This is a genomic window from Trebonia sp., assembly GCF_030042015.1.
GTDB lineage: Bacteria > Actinomycetota > Actinomycetes > Streptosporangiales > Streptosporangiaceae > Trebonia.
Genome location: NZ_JASIAL010000214.1, coordinates 1 through 14,442, shown reverse-complemented (window position 1 = coordinate 14,442; position 14,442 = coordinate 1). Strand labels below are relative to the sequence as shown.

General features: G+C 72.2%; 7 protein-coding genes and 2 pseudogenes. 5 read left to right on the top strand and 4 right to left on the bottom strand.

Annotated features, from left to right (window positions below):
* The 4 genes and pseudogenes from Q1N79_RS11220 to Q1N79_RS11205 all read left to right on the top strand — a co-directional run.
* Positions 1 to 746, top strand: a pseudogene (locus tag Q1N79_RS11220) (DEAD/DEAH box helicase); the annotation flags it as partial.
* 192 nt (positions 747 to 938) lie between these two features.
* The gene (locus tag Q1N79_RS11215) at positions 939 to 2,192 is read left to right on the top strand and encodes a Fic family protein (protein ID WP_300607945.1); all 1,254 of its coding nucleotides are present in this window, start codon (positions 939 to 941) and stop codon (positions 2,190 to 2,192) included.
* 156 nt (positions 2,193 to 2,348) lie between these two features.
* Positions 2,349 to 3,407, top strand: coding sequence for an NAD(P)-dependent alcohol dehydrogenase (locus Q1N79_RS11210; protein ID WP_300607942.1), 1,059 nt, complete (start codon positions 2,349 to 2,351; stop codon positions 3,405 to 3,407).
* Positions 3,408 to 3,441: 34 nt separating this feature from the next.
* On the top strand, positions 3,442 to 4,413 hold the full coding sequence (locus Q1N79_RS11205; RefSeq protein WP_300607939.1) for an MIP/aquaporin family protein: 972 nt from the start codon (positions 3,442 to 3,444) through the stop codon (positions 4,411 to 4,413).
* A 309-nt stretch (positions 4,414 to 4,722) separates the two neighbouring features.
* On the opposite strand, the gene Q1N79_RS11200 is transcribed toward Q1N79_RS11205, so the two are convergent.
* Both Q1N79_RS11200 and Q1N79_RS11195 read right to left on the bottom strand, forming a co-directional pair.
* Entirely contained in the window at positions 4,723 to 6,348 is a 1,626-nt protein-coding gene (locus tag Q1N79_RS11200) for a hypothetical protein (RefSeq protein ID WP_300607936.1), read from the bottom strand.
* A 59-nt stretch (positions 6,349 to 6,407) separates the two neighbouring features.
* Positions 6,408 to 7,487, bottom strand: a complete 1,080-nt coding sequence (locus Q1N79_RS11195) for a class I SAM-dependent methyltransferase (RefSeq protein WP_300607933.1) — start codon at positions 7,485 to 7,487, stop codon at positions 6,408 to 6,410.
* A gap of 135 nt (positions 7,488 to 7,622) precedes the next feature.
* Here Q1N79_RS11195 and Q1N79_RS11190 point away from each other — a divergent pair, with 135 nt between their 5' ends.
* The gene (locus Q1N79_RS11190) at positions 7,623 to 10,370 is read left to right on the top strand and encodes an AAA family ATPase (protein WP_300607930.1); all 2,748 of its coding nucleotides are present in this window, start codon (positions 7,623 to 7,625) and stop codon (positions 10,368 to 10,370) included.
* A gap of 119 nt (positions 10,371 to 10,489) precedes the next feature.
* Here Q1N79_RS11190 and Q1N79_RS11185 read toward each other — a convergent pair.
* Positions 10,490 to 12,478 (bottom strand): annotated as a pseudogene (locus tag Q1N79_RS11185) (alpha/beta fold hydrolase); the annotation flags it as partial.
* Between the two features lie 20 nt (positions 12,479 to 12,498).
* Positions 12,499 to 14,442, bottom strand: a 1,944-nt coding sequence (locus Q1N79_RS11180) for a molybdopterin cofactor-binding domain-containing protein (RefSeq protein ID WP_300607927.1), incomplete at its 5' end; no start/stop codon positions are given.

The following is a 14,442-nucleotide window of genomic DNA, read 5'->3' as shown; positions in this document are numbered from 1 at the left end:
GCCCGGCGATGCCGTCGCGCACCGGCCCGCCGACCGTGACCGGCCGCTGGTCGCTGCTGCCCGAACGGGCGGGCGACGCCGGCCCGGCGGCCACGATGCGCGCCCACGCGCAGGCGCTCACGCTGCTCGAGCGGCACGGCGTGCTGACCAAGGGAGCAGTGGCCGCCGAGCGGATGGCCGGCGGGTTCGCCGCGGTGTACCCCGTGCTGCGCGCGATGGAGGAAAGCGGCCAGTGCCGTCGCGGCTACTTCGTCGAGGGGCTGGGCGCGGCCCAGTTCGCGCTGCCGGGAGCGGTGGACAGGATGCGCGCCATGGCCGGGGACCCGCGCCCCGCTGACCCGGCCGCACCCGCCGCGTCCGCTGATCATTCCGAACGAGCGGTGGTGCTTGCAGCCGCCGACCCGGCTCAGCCGTACGGGGCGGCCCTGCCGTGGCCGGCGCGCCCCGGGGAGACCGCCGCCGCCCACCGGCCGGGCCGCAAGGCGGGCGCGCTCGCGGTGCTGTGCGCTGGCGAGCTGGTGCTCTACGTCGAGCGCGGCGGCAAGACGCTGCTGTCCTGGAGCGACGATCCCGCGGTGCTCGAACCATGCGCGGCGGCGCTCGCCGCCGCCGTCAGGGACGGCGCGCTCGGCCGGATGACCGTCGAGCGGGCCGACGGCGACGCCGTCCGCAACTCGCCGCTCGCCCTGGCCCTGGAGTCCGCGGGCTTCCGGCCCACCCCCCGCGGCCTGCGCCTGCGCGGCTAGCGGTGCCCGCGCCGGGCCGCCCGCGTCCGCACGGCATCGGAAGCTAAGTGCTAAATTAGCTATTACTAGCAGCTAATTAGCTGCTAGTTGAAGATAAATTAGCAGGGAAACATGAGGAAGCCCCAGCCACCGCCGCCCATCGACCTTGCCGCGCTCCTCGCAGGCCCGGCACGGGCGGAGTTCTCGCGGCACATGCTGGCGGCGCTTGCCACCCCGGATCGTTACCTGCCGTGGGATGAGTTGCGGAACAGGCGACCGCCACATGGACTCACGACCGAGGAGTGGTGGGCCGCGTTGAAGATCGGGCGCACCGTCATGCAGCGGAAACTGCCGCTGCTCGGCAAGGACGGACGGCAGTTCGGCTACGCGCTCCCGGACGACGCGTTGCGCGGAATCGAAATGGTCGACAAGCACACGAGCGGGCGCATCGGCGTACCCGAGCCTGTCCTCCCCGAGGCACCCACGCGGGAGCGATACGTGATCAACTCCCTCATCGAGGAAGCGATCACATCAAGCCAGCTGGAGGGCGCCTCGACCACGCGCAAGGTCGCGAAGGAGATGCTGCGTACCGGCCGTAAGCCCCGGACGAGGCACGAGCGGATGATCCTCAACAACTATCAAGGGCTGCTGCGGGTACGCGAACTTCGCCACGAACGGCTTACTCCGGCCCTGATCACCGAGTTTCACCGCATCATTACTGAGGGCACTCTTGATAACGCGGCCGACTGCGGGCGACTCCAGCTTCCCGGTGAGGACCGCGTGGTCGTGGCAGACCATTACGACCAGATCATGCACACCCCGCCGCCCGCCGGCCAGCTCCCGGAGCGGCTTGAGCGTCTGTGCGAATTCGCGAACGGGGACTCAGATACGTCGTATGTGCCGCCAGTGGTCCGGGCGATCCTGCTTCACTTCATGCTCGCCTACGACCATCCCTTCGTCGACGGCAACGGCAGGACGGCGCGCTTGCTGTTCTACTGGTCCATGCTCAGCCAGGATTACTGGCTCGCCGAGTTCCTGCCGATTTCCCGGCTGCTGAAGAAGGCGCCTGCGCAGTACGCGCGCAGCTTCCTGTACAGCGAGCAGGACGACGGCGACCTCACCTACTTCGTGCTGTACCACTTGCGGATCACCCAGCGCGCGATCACCGACCTGCATGACTACCTTGCCCGCAAGGCCGCCGAGGGGCAGCAGTTGCGGCAGGTCCTCAAGGCCGTCTCGGACCGGTTCAACCTACGGCAGCTTGCCCTCCTCGAGAATGCCGTCAAGGACCCGGCGGCACGCTACACCGTAGCGTCGCATGGACGCAGCCACGGGGTAGTGCCGCAGACCGCACGGACGGACCTGCGGGGGCTTGAACAGCAAGGTCTCCTGGTCCGTAGCAGTTCAGGACGCGGGCATGCCTGGGCACCCGCGCCAGACCTGCGGCGACGGCTAGCGGCCGGCTGAGAGCCCGCGGGAAGACGGGACTCCTCACGTCTCACGCGTTACCGGATCCGGGGACCTGAGTCTTGCGGAATCGGGTCTTCCGGCTCTTATGAGCCCCTTCGGGACGGATGAGGTTCGTATCTGTAACAACACGGCAACGTCCGATGGGGAGGAGCCATGAAGGCAGCGCGCCTTTACGAGTACAACAGGGAATTCGACGAGTCAGTGCTGCTCGTCGACGTCCCGGACCCGGAGATTACCGGCCCGACCGATGTCATCGTGAAGATCGGCGGCGCCGGCGTCTGCCGGACCGACATTCACCTGGTCCAGGCGGTGTGGCAGGAGGCGCTTGGCGACCCCAAGCTTCCGTACACGCTCGGGCACGAGAACGCCGGCTGGATCGAGGCGGTCGGCCCGGCGGTGACCGGCCTTGCCAAGGGCGACCCGGTCATCCTGCACCCGCTCATCACGTGCGGCCTGTGCCGGCCGTGCCGGACCGGCTACGACATGGCCTGCGAAGCGGGCAAGTTCCCCGGCCTCGACGGCACTGACGGCGGCTACGCCCAGTACCTGAAGACGTCGGAGCGCGCGGTGATCAAGCTGGCGCCAGGCACGGACCCGGTCCCGCTCGCGCCGTTCGCCGACGCGGGGATCACCGCCTACCACGCGGTGAAGAAGGCCATGCCGTACACCTACCCGGGCACGACGGCGGTCGTCGTCGGGATCGGCGGGCTTGGCCACTTCGGCGTCCAGCTCATGAAGGTGATGACGCCGGCGACCGTGATCGCGCTCGACACGAGCAGGGAGCGCCTTGAGTTCGCCGAGTCGCTTGGCGCCGACAAGGTCGCGCTCGCCGGCCACGACGGCGGCGTCGCCGAGATCCTGAAGCTGACCGGCGGCCGGGGCGCGGACGTCATCCTCGACTTCGTTGCCGAGAACGGCACTCCTGCCTTCGCGCTCAATTACCTGCGCCAGGCCAGGGGCGGCACCTACATCACGATCGGCTACGGCGGCGACATCCGGCCGACGACGCTCGACCTGATCTCCAAGGAGATCAACATCATCGGCAGCATCGTGGGCAGCTACTCGGAGCTCTCCGAGCTCATGGAACTGAACCACCAGGGGCGGGTGCACATCTCCGCGACCACCTTCCCGATGTCGGAGTACGCCCGGGCGCTGACCGAGCTCGACAAGGGCCACGTGCTCGGCCGCGGCGTCCTGGTCCCGGACTTCTGAGTACCGGTTCGGCAGCACGATCGGAGGTCTGAAAATGGCCACCACCACGATTGAACACATCGAACACGGCATGGAGCACTGGCGAGAAGGCCGCCCCGCCGACAAGCCGAATTGGCTCGGCCACTACTTCGCCGAGGCGGCGGGCGTCTTCATCATCGTGCTCTTCGGCGACGCCGCGATCTTCGCCGGCGTCCTGTTCGGCGCAGGACCCGACCTGATCACCGTGGGCCTCGGCTGGGGTCTCGCGGTCGGCTTGGCCGTATGGGCGAACGCCACGATATCCGGGGCGCACTTCAACCCCGGCGTGACACTGGTCATGGCGCTGCGGCGAAAGTTCCCCTGGAAGCACGTGGTGCCTTACATCGTCTTCCAGATCTTCGGCGGCTTCGTCGCCGCGGCGGCCTTGTGGGGCCTGTACTACAAGGTCATCGAGAACAAGCTGAAGCTGCTGGGCCTGGTGAAGGGTGCCCCGGGCAGCCAGCTCGTCTCGATGCTGTTCATCCCCAACGTGCCGAACCCGGCCCTGGTCGGGATCGGCCCGGCGAGCACCGCCGCGAAGCTGAAGGTCACCTACGGCTGGCCGCTGGTCAGCAACTGGCAGGGCGCCGCAGGCGAGTTCGTGGCGACGGCCGTGCTCGTTATCTTCATCCTGGTGCTGCTCGAACTGCGCAGCGTCAACGCGCCGATGGCATGGTTCTTCCCGCTGGCGCTGGCCCTGGCGGTCACGATGATCGTCGTGGTCGAGGGCCCGGCCAGCATGGTCTCCCTGAACGCAGCCCGAGACCTCGGACCACGGCTGTTCTTGTGGTTCACCGGCTGGAAAGGCATGGCCTTCCCCGGGCCACGCTCTGACTGGTGGGTGACCACGATAGCGCCGACCGTCGGTGCGGTCTTCGGAGGATTCTTCTACGACTTCCTGATCCAGCCGTTCATGCCCAAGAAGACGGCGGCCGTAGAAGAGCCTCCTTCCGGCCGGTGGCGCGAAGAGACGACCGCGACGAAGTGAGCACCCGCTCTCGCCTCTGACATCGCTATCCCCGACGGCCGGGGCCGCCAGCCCGCAAGGGCGGCGGCTCCGGCCGTCCTGCGTGCCTGCCGGCATTCCGGGGGGGCACGTTCCGCGGCCCCGGGCCGTGGTAGCGTCGGCGCAGTCTCCCTTCAGTCCCAACAGTCACGTAAGTGTGACTTTGCACACTCCATGCATGGACAAATCGCCCATAATGGACTCCAAAATCGTCACAGAGTGTGCGAAGTCGATCGCGAGTGCGCGGGGCGGGAGCGCGGCCGGGGCGACGGGGCGGGCGAAGCCGGCAGGTCAGCTAACCTCGGTCAGCAGGTTCGTGTTCCAGGTCATGATCGTCCAGACGCTGTAGTGGTAGGTGTGCGCCGGCGGCCCGAAGGCGCGGATGATCCACGCGGGCGGGATGTAGAAGGAGGGGCCGTCCTGCTCGGTGGTGACGACGAAGTCCGCGTAGTGCCGCGCCGGGTCGAAGTCGGCGGCCTTCGCCTCGTGCTTGCCTGGGGTGACCGAATCCGCGCGCCACGCCGGCGCCAGCAGCAGGATGGCGCCGTGGCTGTCCAGGATGACGCTGTTGCCCTCGGCGTAGCTGCCCAGGCCCGTCGTCAGGTGGTGCGCGCTCAGCCAGTCGGTCAGCGCCTGATCGTGCGCGGGCACCTGCGGCCTGGTGACACCGTAGCCGAGCGCGGCCAGGTACAGGCAGCCGACGGCGGCCAGCGCCGGCAGCACCCGCGCGGCGGTGAGCTTGTCCGCGAGCAGGCGGCCCGCCAGCACCGCGCCGAACGGCAGCACGTTGGCGATCTCGCGGTTGTCCCAGTAGGTGTTCGGCAGCATGCTGAACACGTAGGCGGCCAGGTTGAGGACGATGGCCACGGCCAGGACCTGCGCGATCATGTCATCGCAGCCGAAGAAGTGCCTGATCGCCCGGCAGAACGCCCACACCGCGAGCGCCAGGCCCGCCAGGTGCACGAGGGCAAGCGCCGTGAACACGCCGAGCGGCCGCCCCGTGACGTCCGCGCCGTACAGGCCGAGCACGCCCTCGGCGGCCAGCGCGATGTGAGCAGGCCACGCGGCGCTCGCGGAGAACGTGGTGTCCAGCGGGGCCATCGTGTACCCGCCGAGGTCCCTGATCAGCCGCACGGCCGCCGCGGCCACGACGGTCGACGCGATGGCGGCGGCCGCCAGCGCGAAGTCGAACCAGTAGTCTCTGGCCGGCTCGCGGCGCGCCACGACGCCGCGGTAGGCGCGCACGGCGCACACGACCACGATCGGCGCCGCGCCGAGCGTCAGCACGAGCTGGTCGCCGACCTGCGCCCAGGCCAGCAGCAGCCCCGCGAGCACCGGCACCCACGCCCGCCGCGGCGCCCGGTCGAGCAGCAGGAAGATCACCAGCAGCGGCACCCCGGTGCCGGTGTGGTCGGGGGACAGCAGCAGCAGGAACGCGCCCGGGCCGATCTGCGGGGCGATCATGATCCCGGCCGCGATCAGCACGCGGACCAGGCCTTCCCTGCCGGTCGCGCGCCCCTTGGCGAGCAGGCTGGCCAAGATCACGAGCAGCGTGTAGCTGAGCGCGGCGGACACGTGCACGTCGGCAGGCCCGAGGCCGCGCAGGAGCTCCACGAGCATGTACTCGGGTATCTCCGTCGTGTAGAACGTGACGTCGGCGAGCGACCAGCCCTTGAGCAGCAGGTTGCCGTGCAGGATGTCCCAGGCCTGCAGGGCGATCGAGGCGCCGTCGGAGGTCACCGCCTGCGTCCCTGACACCCGCAGGTAGCACAGGAAGAGCAGGACGGCCGCCACCGCGTACCCGGCCGGCCAGGCCCAGCGACCCTGGCCGGCCGGGCGGCCGTGCGGGGCGCGGTCCCGCGTGTCCGGAACGGGCGTGATCGGCGCGGCCACCCGCGGGCTGTCCGCAGCTGACATGCCCCTGAGCGTACCGGGCCGGCTAAGCCGGACGCCCGCCGCGTCACAAACAGCTGGCGCTACGGCCTGGCCTCGTACACGATGTTGAACGGCGTCTCGCTGACCCGGCGGAAGCGGGTCAGGCCGGCGCCGGTGACCACCTCGCGGATCCGCGCCTCGCCGGCCTGGGCGCCGAGCGCGAGCCCGACCTCCTGCGCCAGGGACGACGGGGTGCAGAGCAGGGTCGAGAAGCCGTAATAGGCCCGCCCGACGGGGTTGAAGTTGTCCTCCACCCGGTCGCCGGCGGCGGGCTCGACGATCAGCCAGGTGCCGTCGGGCTTCAGGGACTGGAGCACGTGGCGGGCGGCACCCACCGGGTCGCCCATGTCATGGAGGCAGTCGAACATCGTGACCAGGTCATATGAGCTGCCGGAGTAGGCGGAGGCCGGCGCGGCCTCGAAGCGGACCCGGTCGCTGACGCCTGCCTCGGCGGCCCGCTGCCTGGCGGTCGCGATCGACCCTTCGTGGTAGTCGAAGCCGGCGAACGTCGAGGCGGGGAAGGCCTGCGCCATCAAGATCGTCGACGCGCCGTGGCCGCAGCCCACGTCCGCTACCGCGGCGCCCCGCTCCAGCTTGGCGACAACGCCGTCGAGGGCCGGGAGCCAGGCAGACACGAGGCTGGCGTTGTAGCCGGGGCGGAAGAACCGCTCGCAGCCGTCGAAGACGTCCTGGCCGTGCTGGTGCCAGCCGTAGCCCTGGCCGGTCTTCGCCGCCTCGGTGATCCTGGGCGAGTCGAGCACCGAGCCGAGCGCGATCTGGAAGAACCCCGGCAGGTAGGCGGGGCTGGAGGCGTCGGTCAGCGCGATCGCGTGCTCGGCCGACAGGGTGTAGCGACCGCTGTCCGGGTCGTAGTCGACGTAGCCCCCGGCTGCCTGCGCGTTCAGCCATTCGCGGACGTACCGCTCGGCGGTGCCGGTGCGCTGGGCCAGCTCGGCAGGGGTCAGCGGGCCGGCGCCCGCGAGGGCCTTGTACAGGCCGAGCCGGTCACCCATGACGACCAGCGCGGTGTTCAGCGTGGCGCCGACCTCGTCGACTGCCCGGAAGACAAAGCCCATCAGCTTGTCGTGGTCGATCTCGGTCGGCGGTTTGGTGGTGGTCATCGTGTCCTCCTCCTTGTGGCTGAGTGCCTAGCTGGCAACGTAGGCAGCGCCGCGGCCCGCTCGCTTCCGGGCGGCCCCCTAGTCCGGAGCGCGGCGGGATGGATTCGTACCAGGTGTCTCCGTACACTCGCAGTCATGTTGCTCGGCCGTGATCATGAGCAGCAGGCCCTCGTCCGGCTGCTTCGGGATGCCTGCGACGGCGGCAGCGGCGTGCTCGCCATCGTCGGGGAGGCCGGGATCGGCAAGTCCGCGCTGCTCGGCTACGCCGCTGACCATGCGGCCGGGATGAGCGTGCTGCGGGCGCGCGGGGTGCAGTCGGAAGCGCACATCCCGTTCGCCGGCCTGTTCGAGCTGCTCCGTCCGGCGCTGCCCTGGATCGACCGCATCCCGGTCCCGCAGGCCGCGGCGCTTGAGAGCGCCCTGGCGCTGCGGCCGGCCAGCGCGCCCGGCCGCTTCGCCGTGGGCGCCGCCACGCTCAGCCTGCTCGCCGCCTACGCGGAGGCAGCCCCTGTCGCGGTGCTCGTGGACGACGCGCACTGGCTGGACGGGTCGAGCGCGGACGCCCTGCTGTTCGCGGTCCGCCGGCTCGTGGCCGATCCGGTGGCCGTCGTCCTGACCGTGCGCCAGGGCGAGCCGTCGCTGCTCGACGGCGCCGACCTTCCTGCCCTGCCATTGCGCGGCCTGGACCGGGGCTCGGCGGCCGCGCTGCTGCTTCGCCAGCGGGACGAGCCGCTGAGCCAGGACCTGGCCGACCGGCTGCACCGGGAGACCGGCGGGAACCCGCTGGCCCTGCTCGAACTCGGCGGGGAACGCCAGCGGCTGGCCGACATGCCCCCGGAGGCGCCGCTCGCCGCCGAGACCAGCGTCGCCCGCGTGTACCTGACGCGCCTGGCGGCGCTGCCGCCGCGCACCCGCGACGCCCTCGCCCTCGCCGCCGCGGTCGACGGCGGCGAGCTGTCCGTGCTTGCCCGGGCCGTGCCGCTGCTCGGGCTCGACCTGGCGGACCTGATTCCCGCCGAGGCCGCGGGCCTGATCACCGTGCGCGATTCCCGGGTCGAATTCAGGCACCCGATCGCCCGCTCCGCCATCTACGGCGCCGTCCCGGCCGGCTCGCGGCGCGACATGCACCGCGCGCTGGCCAGCGCCCTGCCCGACGCCGAAGCCGACCGCAGGGCCTGGCACCTGGCGCTGGCCTGCCTCGGCCCGGACGATGCGGCATCGTCGGCGCTCGAACAGGCTGGTGAGCGTGCCTGCCAGCGCGGCGCGTACGAGGTCTCGTCCCGGGCGTTCGAGCGCGCGGCCCGGCTGGCGCCTGACCAGGCCAGGCAGGGCCGGCTGCTGTACGCCGCGGCCGACGCCGCGTGGCTCGGCGGGCTCGCGCAGCGTGCGGTGGCGCTGCTCGGGCAAGCCGACAGGTACGCACCCGCCGGGGACCTGGCCATCGCGATCGAGCACCTGCGCGGCCATATCGCCGTCCACCGCGGTCCGGTCGGCACAGGGCGGGAGATCCTGCTGGCTGCCGCCGAGCGGGCCGCCCCGGCCGATCCCGAGCGCGCCGTCGTGATGCTCGCCGAGGCGGCGTACGCGTCGTTCTTCGCCGGTGATGCCGCGACCATGCGCCTGGCCGCGCAGCGGGCCGCGTCGCTCGCCCCGCCCGACCCAAGTGCCCGCATCGCGTTCTTCACGCTGATAACGCGGGGCATGGCGCTGATCTTCGCGGGCGAAGACGAGCCGGGCGCGCCCGCGGTCCGCGCCGCGGTCGAACTGCTCGAGGGCCTGGACGAACTCCGCGAGGATCCCCGCCTGCTCGCCTGGGCGGCCATGGGCTCGATCTGGCTGCGCGAGGCGGACACCGGGCGGGCGCTCGCCTACCGCGCGCTCGACGCGGCGCGCCGCAAGTCGGCTGTCGGCGCACTGCCCTTCGTGCTGATCCATGTGGCGATCGATCAGGCGGCCACGGACCGGTGGGCGGAAGCGCAGGCCGGCTTTCACGAAGCGATCGGGCTGGCCAGGGAAATCGGCCAGCACATCGACCTCGCCTTTGGGCTGGCCTTCCTCGCGCGGCTCGACGCCAGGCAGGGCAGGTCGCAGCAGTGCGGCGCGCACGCCGCCGAGGCGCTCAGCCTGTCTCGCGAACTGGGCCTTGGCGCATGCGAGGTGTGGGCCATCGCCGCCCTCGGCGACCTCGAGCTTGGCCTTGGCAGGCCAGAAGCCGCGCTCCCGCATTACGAGGAGCAGCTCGCGGTGCTGCGCGCCCGCGGCATCGCCGATGCCGACCCTTCTCCGCTGCCCGAGCTCACCGAGATCTACCTGCGCCTTGGCCGGGCGGAGGAGGCCGCGAAGGCAGCCGGGGAATTCGAGCACGACGCGAACGCCAAGGCGCAGCCCTGGGCACTGGCCCGGGCCGCGCGGTGCCGCGGGCTGCTGGCCGGCGAAGGCGAGTCGGACGCTCACTTCGAGACCGCGCTGGAGCTGCACGGCCAGACGGCGGACGCCTTCGAGACCGCGCGCACGCACCTGGCGTACGGCGCCCGCCTGCGGCGGGACCGGCAGCGGGTGCTGGCCCGCACGCAGCTGCGCGCCGCCGTGGACGTCTTCGACCGCCTCGGCGCCGGCCCGTGGGCGGAGACGGCGCGGGCCGAGCTCGCCGCGACCGGCGAGACCGCGCGACGGCGGGACGAGACCACGCTGAGCGACCTGACCCCCCAGGAACTGCAGATCGCCGTGAGCCTGGCCGAGGGCCGCACCACCAGGGAGACCGCGGCCGTCTTGTTCCTGAGCCCGAAGACCGTCGAGTACCACCTGCGCAACGTGTACCGCAAGCTCGGCATCGGATCGCGCGGCGAGCTCAAGGCCGCCATGGCGCGGCTCCCAGGCGGATAACAGCAAGATAGGAACAGGCCGGATAACAGCAGCTCAGCCAGCAGAGCCGCGGCCCGCGCGGCGCCGTCGGTCTCCACCGGGCGATACCCGACCGGGCGGTCGATCTCCGCGGCGATGGCGGCGGCGAGGCACTCGGGGTCGAGTGCCGCGTAGTCCAGGCGCCGGCCGGCGCCATACTGGGCGAGCCGGTGCGGCACGTGGATCTGCTGCTCGAAATGCCGGGCGAGCGGCACGTAAACGAACGGCCTGCCCGCCGCGGTCAGCTCCATGCACGTGGTCAGCCCGCCCTGGACCACCGCCAGGTCGCAGGCGGCCAGGTGCCGGTGCAGGCCGGGTACGTAACCGCGCACTTCGACGCCGGCGGGCACCGGCACCGACGCCGGGTCGATCCGCGGCCCGGTCACGAGCACCATCCGCAGGCCGGCGACCTGCTTTTCGGCCAGCGGGAACGCCGCGGCGACCCGGCGCAGCAGCGGCGCCCCCACTCCGGAACCGCCCGCGGACACCAGGCAGACCCGCTCGCCTGGCCGGTAGCCGAGCTCGGCGCGCAGCGCCTCCCGGTCACCCGGCGGGGTGAACCCGGTGACGTACCCGGCGAAGGCGTAGCGCTGCAGCGCCCACTCGCGCGCGGTCGGCAGTCCCGGCCCGAGCGGCACGTCGGCGACGTCGCCGGGACCGCCGACGAAGATCGAGCGGTCCCGCAGCCGCGGGTAGCGGCGGCGGCGCTCGACCCGCTCCGCGTTCCAGTCCGCGGTGAGGGCGGCTTCCGCCGCCCCGCCCTCGGGCAGCGGCAGGAAGCCAACGAAGTCGGTGAGCCACGCGTACGCCGTCCGCTTGAGCTCGGGGTTGTCGAAAAGGAAGTGGTCGACGTCCCAGCCCTCGTCGACGATCCACAGGTCGTACGGCTCGTCGGCGACCAGGTCGTGGAAGACCATGAAGTTCGCCGCCATGATCTCATCCATCCGGCGGACGGCCTGGAACACGTTCAGGTCGTGCTCGCCCGCTTCTGACTCGATATGGGAGCTCTCGCTGACCAGCCAGCGCGACGCCGGGTGCACCCGCTCGCCCTGCTCCGCGAGCACCCGCGTCACCGGGTGCTGAGTGAGCCAGTCGATCTCAAGGCCCGGGTGCCTGGCCCGCAGCTCGGCGGCGATGGCCAGGTCGCGCCGGACGTGGCCGAGCCCGATCGGCGAGCTGACGTACAGCGCCCGTTTGCGGCGGTCCCTGCCCCTGGTCCAGGTCTGCCGCGCCGGCGTCCCTGGGCCGCCCAGCGACGAGGCGAAGTCGCGGATCAGCAGGTTGGCCCGGACCGGATCGCGCATCGGCGTGCCATGCCCGCCGCGGTGGATCGTCACCAGCCGGCCGCCGGTCCAGCGGGCCAGCGCCACGCCGGTGTCGTAGGGCACGATCCCGTCTTCGTCGCCGTGCACGATCAGGACCGGGCAGCGCACCTGCCGGCAGGTGGCCTCGGCGTCCGCCGCGGTGACGCCGGCCGCGGCCGGAAGGGTCAGCAGCAGCGTCTCGGCGGTGGTCTCCAGGCCCCAGCCCACGCCGTCCTCACGCTGCTTGATCGAGTGCGGCTCGGTGAACACCTGCGACATGAAGAACTCGACCCAGCCCCGGTAGTCCGCCAGCCAGTAGTGCCTGTTCGCCTTCCCCCAGCCCTCGTAGCTGTCCTTGGGCTCATCGAAGTCAGGTGGGGCCGGCCAGGGCAGCGCCGCCCCGAACGCGATCACCCCGGCCGCCCGCTCCGGATGCCAGGCGGCCAGCTGGAGCGCGTGCCGGCCGCCCAGCGACAGGCCGACGAGCACGGCCTTGTCCACCCCGGCCGCGTCCAGCGCCGCGACCGCGTCGTCCGCGTACTCCCGGTCGCCGTAGGCCGCCGCGGCCGGCGGCCGACCGGCGTTCCCGTTGCCGCGGCCCTCGACGGTGATCACGCGGAAATGCCGCGCCAGGTACGGCACCTGGGCCTTCCACTGCCGCGCGTGCACGATCGCCCACGACGTGAGCAGCAGGATCGCCGGCTCTCCGGTGCCGTAGACCGCGTAGCCGACGCGCACCCCGTCCCGCTCGACGACGCCGTCATAGTCGGGTTCGCGTGCCCGCATTGCACCACGATACGCGCGGGTCAGCCGCGGGCGCCCTGGATCGCGGTCCAGATCTTCTCCGGGGTGAGCGGCATGTCCAGGTGCCTGATGCCGTACGGGCGCAGCGCGTCCATGACCGCGTTGACGAGGGCGGGGAGCACGCCGATCGTCCCGCTCTCCCCCATGCCCTTGACGCCGAGCGGGTTGGCCGGCGACGGCGTGCACAGCAGGTAGGACTCGATCGGCGGGAGCGAGGCGGCGAACGGGACCGCGTAGTCGAGCAGCGACGCCGACATCGGCTGCCCGGCGGAGTCGTACCGGACGTGCTCGGACAGCGCCTGCCCGACGCCCTGCGCGACCGCGCCGTGCACCTGGCCCTCGACGAGCAGCGGGTTGATCACCACGCCGCAGTCGTCGACCGCGACCACCCGCAGCAGCCGCACCCGGCCGGTGTCCGGGTCGACCGACACCACGCAGCCGTACGAGCCGGACGCGTAGGTCTCAGGCGGCGCCCCGGAGGACGCGGTCGCGGTGATGCCGCCGAGCCGCGCCGCCGCCTCCGCCAGCGACATCGGCGCGTCCACCCGGCGGGCCGCCGCCAGCGCCGCCTGGCAGGCGTTGTACACCGCGGTCCCGCCGGCGACCGCGCTGCGCGACCCGAACGTGCCGTACCCGAACGGCGACGTGTCGGTGTCGCCGAACACCACGGTGACGTCCTCGTAGCCCACCCCGAGCAGGTCGGCGGCCAGCTGGGCGAACGCGGTCTCGTGCCCCTGCCCGTGGCTGCTCGTGCCCACCGCGACGGTCACCGCGCCCGCAGCGGACACGGTCACGGTCGCCCTGTCGCCCACGGGGCCGTCGGGGCCGCCGGGGCCTGGGCCGCGCGGGGTGATGCCGCCCGGCTCCACGAACGAGGCGATGCCCACGCCGACTAGATGGCCCTCGGGGGCCGACGGCGCGGGCCCGGCCGACAGCTTCTCAAGCAGCAGGTCCAGGCCGGCCGCGTAGTCCCCGCTGTCGTAGGTCAGCCCGGTGCAGGTGGTGTACGGGAACTCGCCAGGCGCGATGAAGTTGCGGCGCCGCACCTCGGCGGCGTCCAGCCCGGTCTCGTAAGCCACCAGGTCGACCAGCCGCTCGGTGAAGTACGCGGCCTCAGGCCGGCCGGCGCCGCGGTACGGCCCGATCGGCGTCGTGTTCGCGAACACGCCGGTCAGCTGGACGTCGAAGTTCGCGATCCGGTAACCCTGCGGGAGCATCGGGCCGAGGCGGCCGAGGAGGGAGCCGGGGCCGTTCGGGGTGAAGTAGGCGCCGAAGCTCGCGTGCACGCTGCCGCGCAGCGCCGTGATCCGCCCGCCGGCGTCGACCGCCATCTCCAGGTCGGCCACCTGGTCCCGGCCGTGGCTGGTGGCCAGGAACGACTCGGCGCGCTCCTCCACCCACTTGACCGGCCGGCCGAGCGCCAGCGCGGCGGCGATGACCGCCACCTGGTCGGGGTATATCGGCCCCTTCGCGCCGAACCCGCCGCCCATGTCGCCGACGACCACGCGCACCCGCTCCGGCGGCAGGCCAAGCAGCTGCGCCAGCCAGCTCCGCATCCCGTGCGGCCGCTGGGTGGAGATCCGCACCTCAAGCCGGCCGTCGGCGGCGGGGCAGGCGAGCACGCCGCGCGGCTCGAGCGCCACCGGGGCCACCCGCTGGCTGACCATCCGCTGCCCGACCCGGTAGGCGGCCGCGCCGAACGCCGCGTCCGCGTCCCCGCTGACGAGGCGCCTGGTGAACGCGACGTTGCCCGCGGTCCCCGCGTGCAGCACCGGGGCGTCCGGCGCCGCCGCCTCCAGCGGGCCCGTCACCGCGGCAAGCTCGTCGTAGTCGGCGGCGACGAGCTCGGCCGCGTCGGCGGCCAGCTCGGGCGTGTCTGCCACGACTAGCGCCACCGGCTGCCCGGCCCACAGCACCCTGCCCGCGGCGAGCACCGGGTAGGGCGG

Coding starts and splice junctions, on each gene's coding strand:
- Q1N79_RS11215 (WP_300607945.1), top strand. CDS start 939: ATGCTGGCGGCGCTTGCCACCCCGGATCGTTACCTGCCGTGGGATGAG.
- Q1N79_RS11210 (WP_300607942.1), top strand. CDS start 2,349: ATGAAGGCAGCGCGCCTTTACGAGTACAACAGGGAATTCGACGAGTCA.
- Q1N79_RS11205 (WP_300607939.1), top strand. CDS start 3,442: ATGGCCACCACCACGATTGAACACATCGAACACGGCATGGAGCACTGG.
- Q1N79_RS11200 (WP_300607936.1), bottom strand. CDS start 6,348: ATGTCAGCTGCGGACAGCCCGCGGGTGGCCGCGCCGATCACGCCCGTT.
- Q1N79_RS11195 (WP_300607933.1), bottom strand. CDS start 7,487: ATGACCACCACCAAACCGCCGACCGAGATCGACCACGACAAGCTGATG.
- Q1N79_RS11190 (WP_300607930.1), top strand. CDS start 7,623: ATGTTGCTCGGCCGTGATCATGAGCAGCAGGCCCTCGTCCGGCTGCTT.